The sequence below is a fragment of the Pseudomonas gorinensis genome (genome assembly GCF_042015035.1).
Lineage (GTDB): Bacteria > Pseudomonadota > Gammaproteobacteria > Pseudomonadales > Pseudomonadaceae > Aquipseudomonas > Aquipseudomonas gorinensis.
In genome coordinates, this window is sequence record NZ_CP167125.1 from 1,218,155 (window position 1) to 1,238,670 (window position 20,516).

22 protein-coding genes and 1 tRNA gene are annotated in these 20,516 nt (G+C 60.9%); 6 read left to right on the top strand and 17 right to left on the bottom strand.

Going from position 1 to position 20,516, the window contains the following annotated elements; all coding sequences use genetic code 11:
* Positions 1–121: 121 nt before the first annotated feature.
* From ychF to AB7933_RS05470, 8 genes are all read right to left on the bottom strand, one after another.
* Complete coding sequence (ychF, locus tag AB7933_RS05435) at positions 122–1,222, bottom strand: redox-regulated ATPase YchF (RefSeq protein WP_024073294.1); 1,101 nt, start codon at positions 1,220–1,222, stop codon at positions 122–124.
* Positions 1,223–1,243: 21 nt separating this feature from the next.
* Positions 1,244–1,828 carry an aminoacyl-tRNA hydrolase gene (gene pth, locus AB7933_RS05440; RefSeq protein ID WP_010213318.1) on the bottom strand — a complete coding sequence of 195 codons (585 nt, stop codon included), beginning with the start codon at positions 1,826–1,828 and terminating at the stop codon, positions 1,244–1,246.
* A gap of 168 nt (positions 1,829–1,996) precedes the next feature.
* Positions 1,997–2,596 (bottom strand): 50S ribosomal protein L25/general stress protein Ctc, encoded by a 600-nt coding sequence (locus tag AB7933_RS05445; protein WP_024073295.1) that lies wholly within the window; start codon positions 2,594–2,596, stop codon positions 1,997–1,999.
* Between the two features lie 138 nt (positions 2,597–2,734).
* A complete protein-coding gene (locus AB7933_RS05450) occupies positions 2,735–3,676 on the bottom strand; it encodes a ribose-phosphate pyrophosphokinase (RefSeq protein ID WP_003208392.1) in 942 nt (313 codons plus the stop codon).
* A gap of 46 nt (positions 3,677–3,722) precedes the next feature.
* Positions 3,723–3,797, bottom strand: a tRNA-Gln gene (locus AB7933_RS05455).
* Positions 3,798–3,834: 37 nt separating this feature from the next.
* Complete coding sequence (gene ispE / locus AB7933_RS05460) at positions 3,835–4,638, bottom strand: 4-(cytidine 5'-diphospho)-2-C-methyl-D-erythritol kinase (protein WP_206379620.1); 804 nt, start codon at positions 4,636–4,638, stop codon at positions 3,835–3,837.
* A 49-nt stretch (positions 4,639–4,687) separates the two neighbouring features.
* Entirely contained in the window at positions 4,688–5,305 is a 618-nt protein-coding gene (lolB, locus tag AB7933_RS05465; protein ID WP_024073297.1) for a lipoprotein insertase outer membrane protein LolB, read from the bottom strand.
* 4 nt (positions 5,306–5,309) lie between these two features.
* Complete coding sequence (locus tag AB7933_RS05470) at positions 5,310–7,034, bottom strand: tetratricopeptide repeat protein (RefSeq protein ID WP_024073298.1); 1,725 nt, start codon at positions 7,032–7,034, stop codon at positions 5,310–5,312.
* A gap of 228 nt (positions 7,035–7,262) precedes the next feature.
* Between AB7933_RS05470 and hemA the strand changes: the two genes are divergently transcribed.
* The 6 genes from hemA to AB7933_RS05500 all read left to right on the top strand — a co-directional run bounded on the left by hemA (position 7,263) and on the right by AB7933_RS05500 (position 12,628).
* The gene (hemA, locus tag AB7933_RS05475; protein WP_024073299.1) at positions 7,263–8,552 is read left to right on the top strand and encodes a glutamyl-tRNA reductase; all 1,290 of its coding nucleotides are present in this window, start codon (positions 7,263–7,265) and stop codon (positions 8,550–8,552) included.
* Positions 8,549–9,631, top strand: coding sequence for a peptide chain release factor 1 (gene prfA / locus AB7933_RS05480; protein ID WP_024073300.1), 1,083 nt, complete (start codon positions 8,549–8,551; stop codon positions 9,629–9,631). The genes hemA and prfA overlap by 4 nt, the downstream gene beginning before the upstream one ends.
* The gene (prmC, locus tag AB7933_RS05485) at positions 9,632–10,462 is read left to right on the top strand and encodes a peptide chain release factor N(5)-glutamine methyltransferase (RefSeq protein ID WP_024073301.1); all 831 of its coding nucleotides are present in this window, start codon (positions 9,632–9,634) and stop codon (positions 10,460–10,462) included.
* Positions 10,456–11,211, top strand: coding sequence for a molybdopterin-synthase adenylyltransferase MoeB (locus AB7933_RS05490; protein WP_024073302.1), 756 nt, complete (start codon positions 10,456–10,458; stop codon positions 11,209–11,211). Before prmC ends, AB7933_RS05490 begins: the two co-directional genes overlap by 7 nt.
* On the top strand, positions 11,204–11,998 hold the full coding sequence (gene murI / locus AB7933_RS05495; protein ID WP_024073303.1) for a glutamate racemase: 795 nt from the start codon (positions 11,204–11,206) through the stop codon (positions 11,996–11,998). Before AB7933_RS05490 ends, murI begins: the two co-directional genes overlap by 8 nt.
* 111 nt (positions 11,999–12,109) lie before the next feature.
* Positions 12,110–12,628, top strand: coding sequence for an acyloxyacyl hydrolase (locus tag AB7933_RS05500; RefSeq protein ID WP_024073304.1), 519 nt, complete (start codon positions 12,110–12,112; stop codon positions 12,626–12,628).
* Positions 12,629–12,797: 169 nt separating this feature from the next.
* Here the strand turns inward: AB7933_RS05500 and AB7933_RS05505 are convergent, their stop codons facing one another.
* The 9 genes from AB7933_RS05505 to AB7933_RS05545 are packed head-to-tail and all read right to left on the bottom strand — an operon-like array spanning position 12,798 to position 20,510.
* Complete coding sequence (locus tag AB7933_RS05505) at positions 12,798–13,103, bottom strand: YkgJ family cysteine cluster protein (protein ID WP_024073305.1); 306 nt, start codon at positions 13,101–13,103, stop codon at positions 12,798–12,800.
* A 54-nt stretch (positions 13,104–13,157) separates the two neighbouring features.
* On the bottom strand, positions 13,158–13,637 hold the full coding sequence (locus AB7933_RS05510) for a DUF2878 domain-containing protein (protein WP_024073306.1): 480 nt from the start codon (positions 13,635–13,637) through the stop codon (positions 13,158–13,160).
* Positions 13,630–14,901: an SAM-dependent methyltransferase gene (locus AB7933_RS05515; protein ID WP_024073307.1), complete on the bottom strand. Its 1,272-nt coding sequence runs from the start codon at positions 14,899–14,901 to the stop codon at positions 13,630–13,632. The genes AB7933_RS05510 and AB7933_RS05515 overlap by 8 nt, the downstream gene beginning before the upstream one ends.
* A complete protein-coding gene (locus AB7933_RS05520) occupies positions 14,888–15,697 on the bottom strand; it encodes a DUF1365 domain-containing protein (RefSeq protein ID WP_024073308.1) in 810 nt (269 codons plus the stop codon). The genes AB7933_RS05515 and AB7933_RS05520 overlap by 14 nt, the downstream gene beginning before the upstream one ends.
* The gene (locus tag AB7933_RS05525; RefSeq protein WP_024073309.1) at positions 15,694–16,941 is read right to left on the bottom strand and encodes an NAD(P)/FAD-dependent oxidoreductase; all 1,248 of its coding nucleotides are present in this window, start codon (positions 16,939–16,941) and stop codon (positions 15,694–15,696) included. The genes AB7933_RS05520 and AB7933_RS05525 overlap by 4 nt, the downstream gene beginning before the upstream one ends.
* A complete protein-coding gene (locus AB7933_RS05530; protein WP_024073310.1) occupies positions 16,938–17,720 on the bottom strand; it encodes an SDR family NAD(P)-dependent oxidoreductase in 783 nt (260 codons plus the stop codon). Before AB7933_RS05530 ends, AB7933_RS05525 begins: the two co-directional genes overlap by 4 nt.
* Positions 17,717–18,142, bottom strand: a complete 426-nt coding sequence (locus AB7933_RS05535; protein ID WP_024073311.1) for a nuclear transport factor 2 family protein — start codon at positions 18,140–18,142, stop codon at positions 17,717–17,719. The genes AB7933_RS05530 and AB7933_RS05535 overlap by 4 nt, the downstream gene beginning before the upstream one ends.
* On the bottom strand, positions 18,135–19,580 hold the full coding sequence (gene phrB / locus AB7933_RS05540) for a deoxyribodipyrimidine photo-lyase (RefSeq protein WP_024073312.1): 1,446 nt from the start codon (positions 19,578–19,580) through the stop codon (positions 18,135–18,137). Before phrB ends, AB7933_RS05535 begins: the two co-directional genes overlap by 8 nt.
* Positions 19,581–20,510 carry a MerR family transcriptional regulator gene (locus AB7933_RS05545; RefSeq protein ID WP_041161093.1) on the bottom strand — a complete coding sequence of 310 codons (930 nt, stop codon included), beginning with the start codon at positions 20,508–20,510 and terminating at the stop codon, positions 19,581–19,583.
* Positions 20,511–20,516 lie beyond the last annotated feature (6 nt).

Sequence of the window (20,516 nt, forward strand, 5' to 3'; positions counted from 1 at the left end):
GGCTGGAAATTGGCCACTGACGATATCTTTGTTAAAGATGCAGGGGAAGGCCGGGGTGACAAATAGAACGCCCACAAAAAAGCCGATGCAGTGCATCGGCTTTTTATTGAAGCGGTAACGCTTACACGTTGAAACGGAAGTGCATTACATCGCCATCTTTAACGATGTATTCCTTACCTTCCAAACGCCACTTACCGGCTTCCTTGGCACCGGCTTCCCCCTTGAACTGGATGAAGTCGTTGTAGGCAATCACTTCGGCGCGGATAAAGCCCTTTTCGAAGTCGGTGTGGATCACGCCGGCAGCCTGTGGTGCGGTAGCACCCACTTTGACGGTCCAGGCGCGGACTTCTTCGACACCGGCAGTGAAGTAGGTCTGCAGGTTGAGCATTTCGTAACCGGCACGGATCACGCGGTTGAGGCCAGGCTCTTCCAGGCCCAGGGCCTCGAGGAACATGTCCTTCTCTTCGCCGTCATCGAGCTCGGCGATTTCCGCTTCGATCTTGTTGCATACCGGCACCACGATCGCGCCTTCTTCGTCGGCAATGGCCTTGACCACGTCGAGCAGCGGGTTGTTTTCGAAGCCATCTTCGGCGACGTTGGCGATGTACATCACCGGCTTGGTGGTCAGCAGGTGGAAGCCCTTGACCACGGCCTTCTCGTCAGCGCCCATGCTCTTCATCAAGCTGCGTGCCGGCTTGCCCAGGGTGAAGTGTGCGATCAGCTGCTCCAGCAGGCCTTTCTGGACCACTGCGTCCTTGTCGCCGCCCTTGGCGTTGCGCGCGACTTTCTGCAATTGCTTCTCGCAGCTGTCGAGGTCGGCGAAGATCAGTTCCAGGTCGATGATCTCGATGTCGCGTTTCGGGTCGACGCTGTTGGAGACGTGAATCACGTTCTCGTCTTCAAAGCAGCGGACCACGTGGGCGATGGCATCGGTTTCACGGATGTTGGCCAGGAACTTGTTACCCAGGCCTTCACCTTTCGACGCACCGGCCACCAGGCCGGCGATGTCGACGAATTCCATGGTGGTCGGCAGGATGCGCTTGGGATTGACGATGAGCGCCAGTGCTTCCAGGCGCGGATCGGGCATCGGTACGATACCGCTGTTGGGTTCGATGGTGCAGAAGGGGAAGTTCTCCGCCGCAATACCGGACTTGGTCAAAGCGTTGAACAAGGTGGATTTGCCGACGTTGGGCAGGCCGACGATGCCGCAATTGAATCCCATGGTGTTTCCCCTCGGTAAGAGTCAGGCCTTCTGGCTGTGCAGGTTTTTCATCGCGCGGTTCCATTCACCGGCGAAGATATCCGGCAGCACGCCGAGGGCAAAATCGATGCTGGCATCGAGTTTTTCCTGTTCGGCGCGTGGCGCACGACCCAGGACGAAATTTGAAACCATACTGGCAACGCCTGGGTGGCCAATGCCGAGCCGCAGACGGTAAAAATTATTCTGATTGCCCAACTGCGCGATGATGTCGCGCAGGCCATTGTGCCCGCCATGCCCGCCGCCCAGTTTGAGTTTGGCAACGCCGGGTGGCAGGTCCAGTTCGTCATGGGCCACCAGGATTTCCTCGGGTTTGATCCGGAAGAAGCCCGCAAGCGCCGCGACAGCCTGGCCGCTGCGGTTCATGTAGGTGGTGGGAATCAGCAGACGAACATCCTGACCCTGATGCGAGAAGCGTCCGGTCAGGCCGAAATATTTGCGATCGGCCACCAGGTTTACACCTTGGGCGTGGGCGATACGCTCAACAAAAAGGGCCCCCGCGTTATGCCGGGTCTGTTCGTATTCGGCGCCTGGATTTCCCAGGCCAACGATCAGTTTAATGGCAGTCACGACAGGGGCCCTTCCTTTGGAGTTGTGGATAACATCGCCGCAACCGGTGTGCGGCGAAAGTGGACAACAAAAGATCATTTACTCAAGAGTAAACGCCGCGTTATCGCCCGCTTTCTCGCTACGTTTCGGTCCGCGATGTTTCCTCAAGCTCCGGCAATACAGAGTGAATTACTCTGCAGCGCCTTCTTCAGCTTCTGGTGCAACGCGTGGAGCGTGAACGTTTGCAACAGCTTTGTCATCACCGTGAGCCAGTGCAACAAACTCAACGCCTTTAGGGGCTTTGAGGTCGGACAGGTGAATGATGTCGCCGATTTCCAGAGCCGACAGGTCGACTTCGATGAACTCAGGCAGGTCTTTCGGCAGGCAGGTCACTTCGATCTCGGCAACAACGTGCGAAACTTCGCCGCCTTTCTTGACCGGAGCGTCTTCACCAACAAAGTGTACAGGCACGATAGCGGTCAGTTTCTGGCCGGCTACGACGCGTACGAAGTCAGCGTGCAGCACGTGACCTTTAGCTGGGTGACGTTGCAGGGCCTTGATGATGACGTTCTGCTTGGTGCCACCAACGTTCAGCTCGATAATGTGGCTGTAGGCCGCATCGTTTTCCAGCAGTTTGGCAATTTCTTTGGCCAGCATGCTGATGGACTCAGGGGCTTTTTCGCCACCGTAGACGACAGCTGGAACCAGGCTTGCGAGACGACGCAGGCGGCGGCTCGCACCTTTCCCCAGGTCGGAACGCACTTCAGCATTCAGGGTAAAATCGTTCATGTTGTATCTCCAAAATAACCACATTCGCCCCAGCGTTTGCGACCAGCGCTAAAGGCGATATGGGCAAAAAAGCCCCGCCCCAACAGTATGCTGGGGCGGGGCGCTTTTCGTCAGTGAGGTGTTCCGTTGGTTTGACCCTTAACGGAACATCGCGCTGATCGATTCTTCGTTGCTGATACGGCGAACCGCCTCGGCAACTACCGGTGCGATATCCAGTTGACGGATACGCGAACAGGCTTGAGCAGCTGCGGACAACGGGATGGTGTTGGTCACCACCAGTTCGTCCAGCATTGAGTTTTCGATGTTCTCGATCGCTCGGCCCGACAGCACAGGGTGTGTGCAGTAGGCGAAGACTTTAGCCGCACCGTGCTCTTTCAAGGCTTTGGCCGCGTGGCACAGGGTGCCGGCGGTGTCGACCATGTCATCGACCAGAATACAGGTACGCCCTTCGACATCACCGATGATATGCATCACTTCAGAGTGATTGGCTTTCTCGCGGCGTTTGTCGATGATCCCGAGGTCCACGCCCAGGGATTTGGCAACAGCCCGTGCACGCACGACGCCACCAATGTCCGGGGACACGATCATCAGGTTTTCAAAGCGCTGGTCTTCGATGTCATCCACCAATACTGGGGAGCCGTAGATGTTATCTACCGGGATATCGAAGAACCCCTGGATTTGGTCAGCGTGCAGGTCAACCGTGAGGACACGGTCGATACCTACCACGGTGAGCATGTCAGCCACGACTTTCGCGCTGATAGCCACACGTGCGGAACGCGGACGGCGATCCTGACGGGCATAACCAAAGTAAGGGATTACAGCTGTGATTCGAGTCGCTGAGGAGCGGCGGAAGGCATCAGCCATCACGACGAGTTCCATCAGGTTATCGTTGGTCGGAGCGCAAGTCGGCTGAATAATGAAGACGTCTTTACCGCGAACGTTTTCATTGATCTCGGCGGTAATTTCGCCGTCGGAAAACTTGCCGACAGAGATGTCACCGAGAGGGATATGCAGCTGACGTACGACACGTCGAGCCAGATCGGGGTTGGCGTTCCCCGTAAAGACCATCATCTTGGACACGCGCAGTACCTAGAGGCTGAGGGTAACCTGGATGAGTATAGGAAAATGGCAGGGGCGGCTGGATTCGAACCAACGCATGGCAGGATCAAAACCTGCTGCCTTACCGCTTGGCGACGCCCCTGTATCTGTTGCAACGAGTACCCAGTACTCGATTCCTTTTAGAGCAGACTTTGCAGCTTGCGATGCAACATCGAAACGTTGCTTCCCTTTGCTACAAACCCTGTAAGGGTCTCTGTAAGAAGGGCCGAGACTTTATCAGCTTCAGCTTTGCTTGGGAAGCCCCCAAACACACAACTTCCAGTGCCGGTTAATTTTGCTTCGGTAAATTTACCTAACAAATTCAAAGCGTTACGTACCTCTGGATAACGCCTTGCTACAACCGGTAAGCAGTCATTTCGACTGTTTCCCTTGGGAACGGGGCGCACTTTAATGGGAGGAGAGTTACGTGTCAACAGTGGATCTGAAAAAATTTCTGCTGTACTTACAGATACTTGCGGGACAAGCACGACGTACCACGGCTCTTCGGGGTATTCGGGGGTGAGTTTCTCCCCCACGCCCTCGGCAAAAGCGGCGTGCCCGCGCACGAAAACCGGGACGTCGGCGCCCAGTGTCAGGCCCAGCGCAGCGAGGCGATCGAGGTCCCAGCCCAGCTGCCACAAGTGATTCAAACCCAGCAGTGTGGTCGCCGCATTCGAGCTGCCGCCACCGATGCCGCCACCCATGGGCAGGATCTTGTCGATCCAGATATCGATGCCGAGGGCGCATCCAGATTGTTCCTGAAGTTTTTTCGCCGCCTTCACGATCAGGTTGCTGTCGTGAGGCACGCCTTCGAATTCGGTATGCAGATGAATCACGCCGTCGTCGCGCAAGGCGAAGGTCAGTTCGTCGCCGTAGTCGAGAAATTGAAACAGCGTCTGCAACTCGTGATAGCCATCTTCACGGCGACCGAGGATGTGCAGCATCAGGTTGAGTTTGGCCGGGGAGGGCAGGGTCAGTTTCTGTGCTGTCACGTTATTGCCCCAGTTTGCGCGGTTGCCAGTCCTTGATCACCAGCGTGACGTCAAGGTCGGGGCCGTGCAGCTTGATGCGCTCGGGCAGCCAGTAGCCGTTCTGTTGCACGTAGCTCAAATATTCGACGTGCCAGCCATCCTGTTCCAGGGTGCCCAGGCGGCTGTCGCCATCAAGGCTCAGGCGGCTCTTGCTGTCAGGTGCCGGCAAGCCGCGTACCCACCACACCAAGTGCGAGACGGGCAGCTTCCAACCGATCTGTTGTTCCAGCAGATCTTCCGGCGAAGTCGCTTCATAACGGCCCTGGTTGGCCACTTCGAGGCTGACCTGCCCCGGTCGACCCGTCAGGCGGGCCGCGCCACGCCCCAGCGGGCCGGATAGGCGAATGTCGTAGTAGTCCTGGCGTTGCAGCCAGAACAGGGTACCGCTGCCCGAATCTTTCGGTGCCCGCACCCCGACCTTGCCTTCGATCTGCCAGCCATCGATGCTGCTGAGCTGATCCTTGTGTTGCTTCCATTGCGCCGGGTTGCCCTGGCCCTCAACGGATTCACGGGCGCCGAAGCCTGCGCAACCGGCGAGCAGGGCGATGAAGCTGAAAACGATAACGTGGCGCAAGAACATAAGCTTAAAGGGTCTCGGATCCGGTCAGGCGTTTGATGGTGCCGCGCAGAATGGCGCTTTCGGGTTGTTCCTTGAGGAACTTTGCCCAGATTTGTCGAGCTTCGCGCTGCTTGCCATTGGCCCACAGCACTTCACCCAGGTGTGCGGCGACTTCCTGGTCGGGGAAGCGTTCCAGTGCCTGGCGCAGCAGGCGCTCGGCTTCGTCCAGGTTTCCCAGGCGGTAGTTCACCCAGCCCAGGCTGTCGAGCACGGCCGGGTCTTCCGGGTTCAGCTTGTGGGCTTGTTCGATCAGCACCTTGGCTTCGGCGTAGCGTGTGGTGCGGTCGGACAAGGTGTAGCCCAGGGCGTTCAGGGCCATGGCGTTGTCCGGGTCGCGCTTGATGATCAGGCGCAGGTCTTTTTCCATCTGCGCCAGGTCATCGCGTTTTTCCGCCTGCATGGCGCGCGTGTACAGCAGGTTCAGGTCGTCCGGGTATTGCAGCAAGGCTTGTTGCAACACCTTCCAGGCGCGCTCGCCCTGATTGTTGGCCGACAGTGTCTCGGCCTGGATCAGGTACAGCTGGATCGCGTAGTCCGGTTCGGCCTCGCGGGCAGCCGCGAGGCGTTTTTCCGCCTCATCCGCGCGCCCGTTGCTCATCAGGATATCGGCCTGGCGCAATTGCGCGGGCAGGTAATCGTTGCCGGGGCCGACCTGGGCGTATTCGAGCAAGGCGGCCTGCGGGTCGTTGCGCTCTTCAGCGATGCGGCCCAGGTTCAGGTGCGCCGAGTCCACATGGCTTTCGCGGGCAATCAGGTCTTCCAGGTAGCCCTTGGCCTCATCCCAGGCCTTGGCTTCCAGGCACACCAGTGCCAGGGAATAGCGCAGTTCGTCGTCGTCCGGGTATTGCTGGACCAGGTTGGCGAACTGCACCTTGGCGTCCTCCATACGGTCCTGCTCGACCAGCGTGCGCGCGTAAGTCAGGCGCAGGCGTTTGTCTTCCGGGTACTTCTTGATGCTTTTTTCCAGCAGCGGAATCGCTTCCTTGCCGCGATTGAGGTTCTGCAGCAAACGTGCGCGCAGCAGGATCGGGGCGATCTCGCCGTCTTCCGGCGGGTTCTTCTCCAGCAGTGTCAGGGCGGCTTCGGGCTCGTCGTCCTGTTGCAGCAGCAAGGCTTTGCCGAACACCAGTTGGCTGTTCTTCGGGTGTTTTTGCAGCAGGCGGTCGAAACTCTTCATCAACCCGTTGCGCGTGTCCTGATCGGTGTCGGCCGCCGACAGCGCCAGGAAGTCGAAATGGGTGTCGCCCTTGCCCTGCAAGACTTTTTCCATATAGACCATGGAATCGTCATAGCGCCCGGCGCGCGCCAATTGAATGGCCGCCGCCCTCTGGGCTTCCAGGTCGTCCGGTGCGTTTTTCGCCCAGATCAGCGAGGTGTCCAGCGCCGCCTGGTCTGCCCCCAGGTACTCGGCGATGCGAAACGCGCGCTCGGAGATCCCTGGGTCCTGGGTGTTGATGGCCTGGGTCACGTAGTTATCCAGTGCAATATCGAAACGATTGCGCTGGCCGGCCAGCTCTGCGGTCAGCAGGCTGTACACCGTTTCTTCACTGAACGAGGAATAAACCTTGGGCTTTTCAGGGGCGGGGGTGCTGTCCTCCACCGGCGGTGTACCGTCCGGCGACACGGGTGCCATGGCCTGGCAGCCGCTGAGGAAGACAAAAGCAAGGAGCAACGCGGAGGATCTATTCATATAGGAAGAGGACGACTAACCTGCGGTCGGATCATCATGACACAAGCCTTCGGCCAAACATAACCGGGGCGCTCTTAATGCGTGTATTGCTGTCCCTGTAGGAGCGGCCTCGCTCCTGCGGTGACGTATTTATAGGCACAAGGTATAGGGACAATAGACGACGGTGGTTGTTCTGAATCTTTCGAAGTAGGACAATTGCCGGCTTCCCGACATCATCAGCGATATTGAATGGCCTTCCTCGCACTCGGTATTAACCACAAGACTGCCTCTGTAGACGTGCGCGAGCGCGTGGCGTTTACGCCAGAGCAGCTGGTTGAGGCGTTGCAGCAGCTCTGCCGTCTCACCGACAGCCGCGAAGCTGCGATCCTTTCGACCTGCAATCGCAGTGAGCTTTATATAGAGCAGGAACATCTCAGCGCGGATGTCGTGCTGCGTTGGCTGGCCGATTACCACCATTTGGACTTCAATGACCTGCGCGCCAGCGCGTATGTGCATGAAGACGATGCGGCAGTTCGTCACATGATGCGCGTCGCTTCCGGCCTCGATTCGCTGGTGTTGGGCGAGCCGCAGATCCTCGGCCAGATGAAATCCGCCTACGCCGTGGCCCGTGAGGCCGGCACCGTGGGGCCGTTGCTGGGGCGCCTGTTCCAGGCCACCTTCAATTCCGCCAAGCAGGTGCGCACCGACACCGCCATCGGTGAAAACCCGGTGTCCGTGGCTTTTGCCGCCGTCAGCCTGGCCAAACAGATTTTCAGCGACTTGCAGCGCAGCCAGGCCCTGCTGATTGGCGCCGGCGAGACCATCACCCTGGTCGCCCGCCATCTGCACGACCTGGGTGTGAAGCGTATCGTGGTCGCCAACCGCACCCTGGAGCGCGCGAGCATCCTCGCCGAGCAGTTTGGCGCCCATGCCGTGTTGTTGTCGGATATCCCGGCCGAGCTGGTGCGCAGTGATATCGTCATCAGCTCCACCGCCAGCCAATTGCCGATCCTCGGCAAAGGCGCGGTCGAGAGCGCGTTGAAGCTGCGCAAGCACAAGCCGATCTTCATGGTGGATATCGCCGTGCCCCGGGATATCGAACCCGAAGTCGGCGAGTTGGACGACGTTTACCTCTACAGCGTTGACGACCTGCACGAAGTGGTTGCCGAAAACCTCAAGAGTCGCCAGGGCGCTGCCCAGGCGGCCGAGGAAATGGTCAGCGTCGGCGCCGAAGACTTCATGGTGCGCCTGCGTGAACTGGCGGCGGTGGATGTGCTCAAGGCGTATCGTCAGCAAGGCGAGCGCCTGCGTGATGAAGAATTGACCAAGGCCCAGCGTTTATTGGCCAATGGCAGCAGCGCCGAAGACGTGCTGATGCAACTGGCCCGTGGCCTGACCAACAAGCTGCTCCACGCGCCGAGCGTACAGCTTAAGAAATTGACTGCCGAAGGCCGCCTCGATGCGCTGGCCATGGCCCAGGAACTCTTTGCCCTCGGTGAGGGCGCGTCAGATAGCTCTTCGGATAAAAAACCGCAATGAAAGCGTCACTGCTCAATAAACTGGACGTGCTCCAGGACCGTTTCGAAGAACTGACCGCCTTGCTCGGCGATGGCGAGGTCATCTCCGATCAGACCAAGTTCCGCACCTATTCCAAGGAATACGCGGAAGTTGAGCCCATTGTGGCTACCTATAAAAACCTGCTGAAAGTGCAGGCCGACCTCGAAGGCGCCCAGGCGCTGCTCAAGGACAGCGACCCGGACATGCGCGAAATGGCCGTGGAAGAAGTCCGTGAAGCCAAGGAAAAACTCGCCGAGCTGGAAGGCAACCTGCAACGCATGCTGCTGCCCAAGGACCCTAACGACGGGCGTAACGTGTTCCTGGAAATCCGCGCCGGCACCGGTGGTGACGAAGCGGCGATCTTCTCCGGCGACCTGTTTCGCATGTATTCGCGCTACGCCGAGCGTCGCGGCTGGCGCGTCGAGATCCTCTCCGAGAACGAAGGCGAGCACGGCGGCTATAAAGAAGTCATCGCCCGGGTCGAAGGCGACAACGTTTACGGCAAGCTCAAGTTCGAATCCGGTGCGCACCGTGTGCAGCGGGTTCCAGCGACTGAATCCCAAGGCCGTATCCACACGTCGGCGTGCACCGTCGCTGTGTTGCCAGAGCCGGACGAACAGGAAGCCATCGAGATCAACCCAGCCGACCTGCGGGTCGACACCTACCGCTCGTCGGGTGCCGGCGGCCAGCACGTGAACAAGACCGACTCGGCGATCCGTATCACCCACTTGCCGTCGGGCATCGTGGTGGAGTGCCAGGAAGAGCGTTCCCAGCACAAGAACCGTGCGCGGGCCATGTCCTGGCTGTCAGCCAAGCTCAATGACCAGCAGACCAGCGCCGCTGCCAACGCGATTGCCAGCGAGCGCAAGTTGCTGGTGGGGTCGGGGGACCGTTCCGAGCGTATCCGCACCTATAACTTTGCCCAGGGCCGGGTGACCGACCACCGGGTCAACCTCACGCTTTACTCGCTGGATGAAATCCTCGCCGGTGGTGTCGACGCGGTGATCGAGCCGTTGCTTGCCGAATTCCAGGCCGACCAGTTGGCGGCCATAGGTGAATAAATGACCATCATTGCCAGCCTCCTGCGTGCCGCAGAACTGCCCGACTCGCCCACCGCGCGCCTGGATGTGGAACTGTTGCTGTCGGCTGCCCTGGGTAAGCCGCGCAGTTATTTGCATACCTGGCCGGAGAAGATCGTCAGCAGCGAGCACGCATTGATCTTTGCCGACTACCTGCGGCGTCGCCGCGCCGGTGAACCGGTGGCCTATATCCTCGGCCAGCAAGGCTTCTGGAAACTCGACCTGGAGGTTGCGCCTCATACCCTGATCCCGCGCCCGGAGACCGAGCTGCTGGTGGAGGCCGCCCTGGAGCTGCTGCCGACGAGCCCTGCCAAGGTTCTCGACCTGGGCACCGGCAGCGGGGCCATCGCCCTGGCCCTGGCCAGCGAGCGCCCGGCCTGGGACGTCACCGCCGTTGACCGCGTGCTCGAAGCGGTGGCCCTGGCCGAGCGCAATCGCCAGCGCCTGCAGCTGACGAACGCTACGGTACTGAACAGCCATTGGTTCAGCGCCCTGCAAGGCCATACCTACGACTTGATCATCAGCAACCCGCCGTATATCGCCGACAACGACCCGCACCTGGTCGCGGGTGATGTGCGCTTCGAGCCCGCCAGTGCCTTGGTCGCGGGCCATGATGGCCTGGACGACCTGCGCCTGATCATCACCCAAGCCCCGGCCCACCTGGCGGCGGGTGGTTGGCTGTTGCTCGAACACGGCTACGATCAGGCCCCGGCCGTACGTGACCTGTTGTTGGGCGAGGGATTTGAGGATGTCCACAGTCGTGTCGACCTCGGTGGCCACGAACGTATCAGCCTGGGACGCCGTCCATGCTGAGCGATCAGGAGCTGTTGCGCTATAGCCGACAGATTCTGTTGCAGGCTGTCGACATCGACGGTCAGTTGCGTCTGAAAAACAGCCGCGCGCTTATCGTTGGCCTCGGTGGTCTCGGCGCTCCGGTTGCGCTGTACCTGGCCGCTGCCGGTGTGGGTGAACTGCATCTGGCGGACTTTGACACGGTCGACCTGACCAACCTGCAACGCCAGATCATCCATGACACCGACAGCGTTGGCTTGAGCAAGGTCGACTCGGCCATGCGCCGCCTGACGGCGATCAACCCTGAAGTCACATTGCTGGCCCATCGCACCGCGCTGGATGCCGATTCTCTGTCGGCGGCGGTGACGGGTGTGGATGTGGTGCTCGATTGCAGCGATAACTTTTCCACCCGTGAAGCGGTCAACGCTGCGTGCGTCGCCGCCGGCAAGCCACTGGTCAGCGGGGCGGCGATTCGCCTTGAGGGGCAATTGTCGGTGTTCGACCCGCGCCGCGCCGAGAGCCCCTGCTACCACTGTTTATATGGGCACGGCAGCGACACTGAATTGACCTGCAGCGAGGCCGGCGTGGTTGGCCCGCTGGTGGGCCTGGTCGGCAGCCTGCAGGCCCTGGAAGCCTTGAAACTGCTGGCCGGGTTCGGCGAGCCGTTGGTGGGGCGCCTGTTACTGATCGATGCCTTGACCACGCGGTTCCGTGAGTTACGCGTCAAGCGCGACCCCGGTTGCAGCGTCTGTGGGACGCAGCATGGTTAAGGACGCGCCAATTGGTGTGTTCGACTCCGGCATCGGCGGGTTGACGGTGCTGGAGGAGATTCAGCAGCTATTGCCCCATGAGTCGCTGCTGTACGTGGCCGACTGTGGGTACATCCCCTACGGTGAGAAAAGCCCGGCTTTCATTCTTGAGCGTTCCCGGCAAGTGGCGGGTTTTTTCCGTGAGCAGGGCGCCAAGGCGTTCGTGATTGCCTGCAATACCGCCACCGTTGCCGCTGTCGCCGATTTACGCCTGGATTACCCCGACTGGCCGCTGGTGGGCATGGAGCCCGCCGTCAAACCCGCCGCTGCCGCCACTCGCAGTGGGGTGGTCGGCGTGCTGGCCACGACCGGTACCCTGCAAAGCGCCAAGTTCGCGGCCTTGCTCGACCGGTTCGCCACCGATGTGCGGGTGATCACCCAGCCTTGCCCGGGCCTGGTGGAACTGATTGAAAGCGGTGACTTGAGCAGCCCGGCCCTGCGTCAGCTGTTGCAGGTCTACATCGACCCGCTGCTCAGTGCCGGCTGTGACACCATCATCCTGGGCTGCACCCATTACCCCTTCCTCAAGCCGCTCCTGGCGCAGATGCTTCCCGCGAGCATCATCCTCATCGACACCGGTGCTGCCGTCGCGCGCCAACTCAAGCGTCTGCTCGGCGAGCGCGACCTGCTGGCCACTGATCCGGCGCAGCCGGCACAGTTCTGGACCAGTGGTGATGTGTATCACCTCAGAAATATCCTACCGACACTTTGGAAACATCCTGGAGTTGTGCGAAGCTTCGGTTCGTGAAAATTTCGTTAAAAATCGCGATTAGAAGCTGAACTTCTGGCTACGCGTCAGCTTCTATTGCCCGTTAGTCTGTACAAAACCCTATAACTTCGTTCGGAAAGGATGTTTCTTATGAAGCGCTTGTTCTGTTTGGCTGCGATTGCGGCCGTTGTGGTGGGACACTCTTTTTCGGCGCAGGCCGCCGGCCTTGAGTTTGGCCTGGGGGCCACCAGTGATTCGACGCTGACCTATCGATTGGGGCTGACGTCGAATTGGGACAAGAGCTGGATGCAGAGCGATGTGGGTCGCCTGACCGGCTACTGGAGCGGCGCTTATACCTACTGGGAAGGTGATGAGCGTGCAGGTGCGAGCAGCCTGTCGTTCTCGCCAGTGTTTGTGTATGAATTCGCCGGGCAGTCGGTAAAACCCTACGTCGAGGCCGGGATCGGGGTGGCGGTATTCTCCCGCACACGCCTGGAAGACAACAACATTGGCCAGGCCTTCCAGTTCGAAGACCGTCTGGGCTTTGGTTTGCGCTTTACCGGCGGGCATGAGGTGGGCATTCGTGCCACTCACTATTCCAACGCCGGGATCAGCAACCACAACGACGGCGTAGAAAGCTACTCGCTGCACTACACGATGCCGCTGTAATTTCAGAACCCTGCAAAACCTGTGGGAGGGGCAAGCCCTGATGCCAGTCCGTTAAGGCTTTTTTGTAGGAGCGAGGGGGACGCCTAGTTCCAACAGAAGGCGATGTACGCTTAACTGGCAGGCATTAGGGGAAGCCCCCTCCCATATTGAGCGTTTCTTCGGCTTGGGATCAGCGATACGCCGTCGTAATCCCTTCACGCTCGACCAGGCACTCCGGCGCACCCATCTCGAACTCCCGGCAAATCAGCGGCCGGCGCTCGTAAATCGTGCACATCATCGTGTCCCGATCCAGCGCCGCGCACCAGCCATCATCCAGGCGCAGCATCACCTCGCCGCCCCAGTCATCGGTATCGATATAGCGCTGCGGTACGCCGGTGTCGGTGATCAGCATGACCTCCAGCTGACAGCAGCAGGCCGCGCACGTTGAGCACGTCACGGTGGGTTCGGCGATTTGGGTATGCGGGATGTTGGTCATAGGCGCGCAGTGTAAGGCAAGTGGGTGACACAGGTGTGAAAGGGCTGACAGACGTCAGCGTGCCAGCCGGTGCAAGCCGACGAACACCGCCGCCCAAAGCAGCGCCAGCCCCGCCATGGTTGGCCACAATGCGTAGCCAAACTGCACGCCCGCCAATTGGCTCCCTGCGTAATACGAGAATGGCCCGCCGAAGGCTCCCAGCACAGCTGCACGCCACCAGGGCCGGGCGCTCCAGGCCAGGCAATGGCGCAAGGTGGTTGCCAGCGTCGCCCACAGCAGGATCAACCACAACGGAATCAGCGGCCCCGGCTCGTTGAACTGAAAAACGCCGAGGTTGCGCAGCAGCGTATCCAGCACCGTACCCACCAGCGTCACGCGGATGATCAGCGCAGCATCCTCGGCCCACGAACTTATCCACAGCAGGTGGACTGCCAGCACCGCCACCCCCACCAGCAGCCAGGGGCTGTCGCCGCCGAGTACGCAGGCAAGCCAGCCGCACTGGAACAGCGCGGCGTTGGCGACGGTTTTAAGCACTGAACCGCCCGAGCAGGGGGGGCGTGATGGCCGAGGGCTTGGCCAGCAGTAACTGTGCGGTGCCGATGGTGCGCTCCATAAAGCCGCCTTCGCAGTAGCACAGATAGAATTCCCACAAGCGCAGGAAGTATTCGTCGTAGCCCAATTCTGTCAGGCGGCCATGGGCGCGGCGAAAGTTCTCATGCCACAGGCGCAGGGTTCGCGCGTAATGCAGGCCGAAATCTTCCATGTGCAGCAGGTTCATATCGGTGTTGCGGCTGACGATATGCAGCATGTTTTGCACGCTGGGCAGGGCGCCGCCGGGGAAGATATAGCGCTGGATAAAGTCGACGCTGTTCTTGGCCTGCTCGAAACGCTGTTCGCGAATGGTGATGGCTTGCAGCAACATCAGGCCGTCACTCTTGAGCAGGTGCGCGCATTGCTTGAAGTAGGTCGGCAGGAAGCGATGGCCCACCGCTTCGATCATTTCGATGGACACCAGCTTGTCGTATTGGCCGGTCAGGTCGCGGTAGTCCTGCAGCAACAGCGTCACCTGGTCCTGCAAGCCCAGGGCCTGGATGCGTTTTTCGGTGTAGGCGAATTGCTCCTTGGACAAGGTCGTGGTGGTGACCTTGCAGCCGTAATGCTGTGCGGCATACAAGGCCATGCTGCCCCAACCGGTGCCGATTTCCAGCAGATGATCGCTGGGCTTGAGCGCCAGTTTCTGGCAGATGCGCGCAAGCTTGTTCAGTTGCGCCTGTTCCAGGGTGTCATCGGCCGTGAGGAACTGCGCCGCCGAATACATCATGGTCGGGTCGAGGAACTCTTCGAACAGGTCGTTGCCCAGGTCATAGTGGGCGGCGATGTTTTTCTGCGAGCCTTTGCGCGTATTGCGGTTGAGCCAGTGCACACCTTGGGTGAACGGCCGCGCCAACTTGGCCAGGCCACCTTCCAGTGCATCGAGTACTTCCAGGTTGCTGACCATCACGCGTACCACGGCGGTCAGGTCTGGGCTGCTCCAGTAGCCATGGATAAACGCCTCGCCCGCGCCGATGGAACCGTTGGCCGCCACCAGGCCCCATACCGCCGAGTCGAGGATCTGGATTTCCCCGAGCAGGTGCGCTTCCCGTGCGCCGAAGACCTGGCGTTCGCCGTCCTCGATGATCACCAGTTGGCCATGGCGCAATTGACTGAGCTGGCGCAGCACGCCCTTGCGCAACAGCGCACTGGTCAGGCCGTTGATGTTCAGGCGGCTGGATTTGACCGATAAGCTAGGGGATTTCATGGCGGCGATCCTTGGTATAACCGACTGCTGTGCGAGAGGCGCCATCGGCGGCCTGATGGGAAAAAATCGGTATGCGCTTGAGTAACAGGTGCAGGGCCTGCCAGTAGATGGCCAGGCAGGTCTTCGCGGTCATCCACGGAAAACGCCACAGGTAACGGTGCAGGCTGGTGCGACTCAGTGCCTCTCTTTGCAGGCTCAAGGTCGCGTCGAAGATTTTTTGCGAGCCCTGCCAATCGGCCATGTGCACGCCAAGCCTGGCGGCGGGTGGGCTGAAGCTCATGCGGTATTCCAGGTTGCGCGGCAGGAACGGCGAGACATGAAACGCCTTGGCCACGGCGAAATGCTGGTGCTCGCCGGCGGCGAGGGCTTGGGCCGGGAGCACATAGTGATAGCGCTCGCGCCATGGGGTGTTGGTCACTTCACACAGGATCGCCGCCAATTGTCCGTCGGCTTCGAAGCAGTAGAAGAAACTCACCGGATTAAAAGCCAGGCCCCAACTGCGGGCCTGGGTCAGCAGGCAGATAGCGCCCTGGGGTGCACGCCCCAGTGCCTTGCCGACTTCCTGGCGCACGGCATCGCTCAAGCTCATGCCGTGGCGTGTGAATTCTCGCAGGTAATCCTGCTGGCGAAAGCCGAAGGGCGCCAGGCGACGCGTGCCGGCCAGGGGCGAAAGCCCAAGCACTTCGTCTTCTTCGCTCAGGTCCAGGTACAGCAGGCCGATGCGGTAGCGAAAGGCGTGGGCCTTGGGCGCGAACCGGCGATGGGCGATCCAGCCGCTGTACAGGGCGCTGTTCACAGGGTTTCTCCAAACGCCTTGCCCACGCGCAATGCGCTGACCACGCCGTCTTCATGGAAACCATTGGCCCAATAGGCGCCGCAATAATAGGTGTGCTGCGCGCCGTTCAATTCTTCCCAGCGCGCTTGGGCGGCCACCGCTGCCAGGCTGTATTGCGGGTGGGCGTAGGTGTAGCGGGCGAGGATCTTCAGTGGGTTGATCATCGGCGTCTGGTTGAGGCTGACGCAAAACGTGGTGGTGCTGTCGATGCCTTGCAGGATGTTCATGTCATAGGTGACGGCCGCCTGGGTCTGCGCGTTGCCGGTCAGCCGGTAGTTCCAGCTGGCCCAGGCCAATTCGCGATCGGGCAGCAAGCGGGTGTCGGTGTGCAGTACCACGTCGTTGTCGGCGTAGGGCAGGGCGCCGAGGATTTGCTGCTCGGCCTGGCTGGGATCACCGAGCAGCGCCAGTGCCTGGTCGCTGTGGCAGGCGAACACCACCTTGTCGAAGGCTTCGGTACCGGCGGCGCTGTGGATGATCACGCCCTCTGCGTTACGTTCCACCCGGCGCACCGGGCAATCGAGGCGGATCTGTTCACGAAAGCTTTGCGTCAGCGGTTCGATATAGCGGCTTGAACCGCCCTCGATCACACACCATTGCGGGCGGTTGTTCACTGACAACAAGCCGTGGTTCTTGAAGAACCTTACGAAGAACTGCAAAGGGAATCCGAGCATGTCGGCCAGGGACATCGACCAGATCGCCGCGCCCATCGGCACGATGTAATGCTGGATAAACCGCGGGCCGTAGCCGCCGGCGGTGAGGTAGTCGCCCAAGGTCATGTCGGCGTTGATGCGTTGTGCTTGCAGGTCCAGCGGTGCTTGGCGATTGAAGCGCAGGATATCGCGCAACATGCCCCAGAACCCCGGCGACAGGATATTGCGTCGCTGGGCAAACAGGCTGTTGAGGTTGTTGCCGTTGTACTCGAAATTCGCGCTCTGGTCGCACACCGAAAAACTCATCTCGGTGGGTTTGAATGTCACGCCGATCTGCCCCAGCAGACGGATGAAGTTGGGGTAGGTCCAGTCGTTGAACACGATAAAGCCCGTGTCCACCGCATAACGTTTGCCCTCGACGGTGACGTTGACCGTGTGGGTATGCCCGCCGATGCGATCGCCCGCTTCGAACAGCGTGATGTCGTGGCGACGGCTGAGCAGGTAGGCGCTGGTCAGCCCGGCGATACCGCTGCCGATAATGGCGATTTTCACAGCTCGTCCTTTTTCGGCGGAGGGCTGCGCAGCATGCGTTTACCGATGATCAGTTGCGCGCGATCTGGCAGTTTCGACAGCGGCCAGAGCGTGGCGATGAACAGCGCCGGGAAGGCGATTTCCAGGGGGCGCCTGTCCAGTTTGGCAAAGATATGCCGCGCGGCCTTGTCCGCCGACCAGCTCAGGGGCATCGGAAAGTCGTTGCGCGCGGTCAGCGGCGTGTCGACAAACCCAGGGCTGATCACGGTGACGTCGATATTTTCCGGTGACAGGCTGACGCGCAGGGATTCGAACAGGTAACGCAGGCCGGCCTTGGACGCCCCGTAGGCCTCGGCGCGGGGCATGGGCAGGTAGGTCACGGCACTGGCGACGCCCACCAGATGCGGCGTGCGCCCGGCGCGCAGCAGGGGCAGTGCGGCTTCGATGCAGTAGCTGCTGGCGAGCAGGTTGGTGCGCACCACATGCTCGACAATCGACGAGTCGAACTGCTGTGCGTCCACGTATTCGCAGGTGCCGGCATTGAGGATCACCGTGTCCAGCGAACCCCAGGTCGCGCTGATGCGTTCGCCGATTTCACGCACGGTCTGACTGTTGGTCAGGTCGCCCGCCACGATCAGCACCTGGCCGGGAAAGCGCTGGGCCAGGGCCTCCAGCGGCCCCTTGGAGCGCGAGCTGAGTGCCACGTGGGCGCCGCTGTTGAGCAGCTCCACGGCGAGGGAAGCGCCGATGCCACTGCTGGCGCCGGTCAGCCAATATCGACGGGGCGGTGTAAGGCTCATCCCATTCTCCTTTTCAGCCAACGGACCACACGGCCGATAATCGGCAAGTGTTCATAAAGCAGCGCGCCCGCATCGAAATAGTCACGATGGCGGTACACCTTGTTCTCGCGCCACATGAGGTGCGAGCAGCCTTCCACCCGGATCACCTTGCCATCGGCCAGGCGCGGGTGGCAAAAACTCATTTTCCAGCGCAGGTAGCCTTCACCGTCGGCCACCTCGTCGACGCCCTGGAAGTCAAAGCGCAGTTGGCTGATATTGCCGTACAGCTCGGCAAAGTAACGGTGCAGCGCCGGCAGCCCTTGCACGTCGTGCAGCGGGTCAGTGAAGGCGATGTCCTTGCTGTACAGGCTGTCGAGCAACTGCAGGTTGTGCTTGTCCAGCGTGGCAAAGGCCTGGGCGAAACGGCGCAGGAAGTCACTCATGCTCGGCTCCGACTGCCTGGCGCGATGGCAGGCTGCGGAAAGCCGCCAAGGCGCGTTCGCGCGATTGCTTGAGGTCGACGATGGCGCGGGGGTAATCGGCCACGCCGAACAAGCCGCCGACGGCTGCGGGGTTGTGCACTTCCTTTTTATTCAGCGCCGCCAGCTGCGGTAGCCAGTGCTTGATAAAGACGCCTTCGCTGTCGAATTTTTCCGACTGGCTCAGCGGGCTGAAAATCCGGAAGTAGGGTGCCGAATCGGTACCGGTGGACGAACTCCACTGCCAGCCGCCGTTGTTGGCCGCCAGGTCGCCGTCGATCAGGTGACGCATGAAGAAGCGCTCACCTTCGCGCCAGTCGATCAGCAGGTTCTTGGTCAAGAACATCGCCACCACCATGCGCAGGCGGTTATGCATCCAGCCGGTCTCCAGCAGTTGGCGCATGGCGGCATCGATGATCGGCAGGCCGGTACGCGCTTGCTGCCAGGCGGCGAGATCCTGGGGCGCATCGCGCCAGGCCAGCGCTTCGGTTTCGGGGCGGAAAGCGCGGTGGCGCGACACCCGGGGGTAGCCCACCAGAATGTGTTTGTAGAACTCCCGCCAGAGCAATTCATTGATCCACGTGATCGCGCCGATGTCGCCGCTTTCGAATTCGCCCTGGTTGGTTTGCAGCGCGGCGTGCAGGCATTGGCGCGGCGACACCACGCCGGCCGCGAGGTACGCGGAGAGCTGGCTGGTGCCGGGTTTGGCCGGGAAGTCACGCTCATCCTTGTAGTCGCTGATCTGCTGGTCGGCGAAGGCGTCGAGGCGGCGGCGGGCCTCGTCTTCGCCGGCGGGCCATAGCGCGCGCAGTGTCTCGCTCGGTGGTTCGAACCCTTCGACCTGGTGAGGGACCGGGTCGCTCTTGAGCTTGAGTGCGGCTTGGGCCTTGGGCGTCGCCACTAACCGGGGTAAAGCAGTGTGCAGGCGGCTGTAGCACACCTTGCGGAACTGGCTGAACACCTGGAAGTAGGTGCCAGTCTTGGTCAGTACGCTGCCCGGTTGGAAAAGCAGTTGGTCCAGGTAGCTGTGGAAGGCCACGCCATCGGCGTCCAGGGCCTGGGCGACGGCCGCGTCGCGACGGCTTTCATGGATGCCGTATTCCTCGTTGACGTGCACCGACGTCACCGACAATTCCCGGCACAGTTGGCTCAGCACGGCAGGCGCCTGGTCCCAGGTCTCGGCGTGGCGGATCAGCAACGGAATGTTCAGCGCACCCAGCGCCTGGCTCAAGTGCTGCAGGTTGCGCAGCCAGAAGTCGACTTTGCAGGGCGCGTCATCGTGGGCCAGCCATTGCTGCGGGGTGATCAGGTACACGGCGGCCACCGGGCCCCGCTGGCTCGCGGCGGCCAGGGCGGTGTTGTCGTGCAGGCGCAAGTCGGTGCGCAGCCAGGTCAAATGCATTTAAAGAAGTCCACGCTGGATCAGACGCTGGTGGGCCGACAATGGGTCTTCGGCCACGAACAATTCCGGGGTGTCGCCGATTAATACGGCCAGCTCCGTTTGGTGGATGCATACCGTGGGTCCGACGATCAGTTTTGGGCAACTGACGCCGGCCAAAAGTTTTTCGAATGCCGACCAGTGGAGGGCTTTGCTCGAATAGAGCAACACGGCACGCGGTTGCAGGTGTTCCACCGCCAAGGACAGTTCGCCGGCGGGCAGGGGCCAGTCGAACACCTCCACCGGGCAGTCGGCGCTGCTGGCCAGCCAGGCGCTGAGCCACACATGCGGTTCCAGGGGCAGGTCGGAATGGTTGATCAGCAGCAGTGGCGCGCCATGCAACTGGCGGTTGTTGTGATAGATGCGCGCGCCAAACTTGCTGCGCAGCCAGGACAGGAAAAACACCCGCTCCATCTGCGCGCCAAACTGGCCCTGCCAGCGTTGTTCCAGTTCATTGAGCAGCGGTAGCAGCAATTGCTCGCACAGGGTGCGCGGCGGGTACAGCGCCATGGCCTGGTTAAAGGCGTCGTCTACGCGGCGTTCGGCCAGTTCGCTGATGGCCTTCACCAGGTTCTGGCGCAGGGAATGCCATTCGTTTTCGACCGCCTCGGGGCTGACCTGGGCTGAGTCGATCAGGGTTTTCACCTGGCTGACGGGCACGCCACGGTTGAGCCAGGTAAGGATCGTGTGGATGCGTTGGACATGCTCGGCGCTGAACAACCGGTGCCCCTTGGGCGTGCGTTGCGGCACGATCAGGCCGTAACGGCGTTCCCAGGCGCGCAGGGTGACGGCGTTGACGCCGGTCTGGCGCGCCACTTCGCGGATCGGCAGCCAACCGTTCTCCAGGGCTTGGGCGATATCTTCGCCAGGTTCGTCGAGCAGGACGGCTTTGATGACACT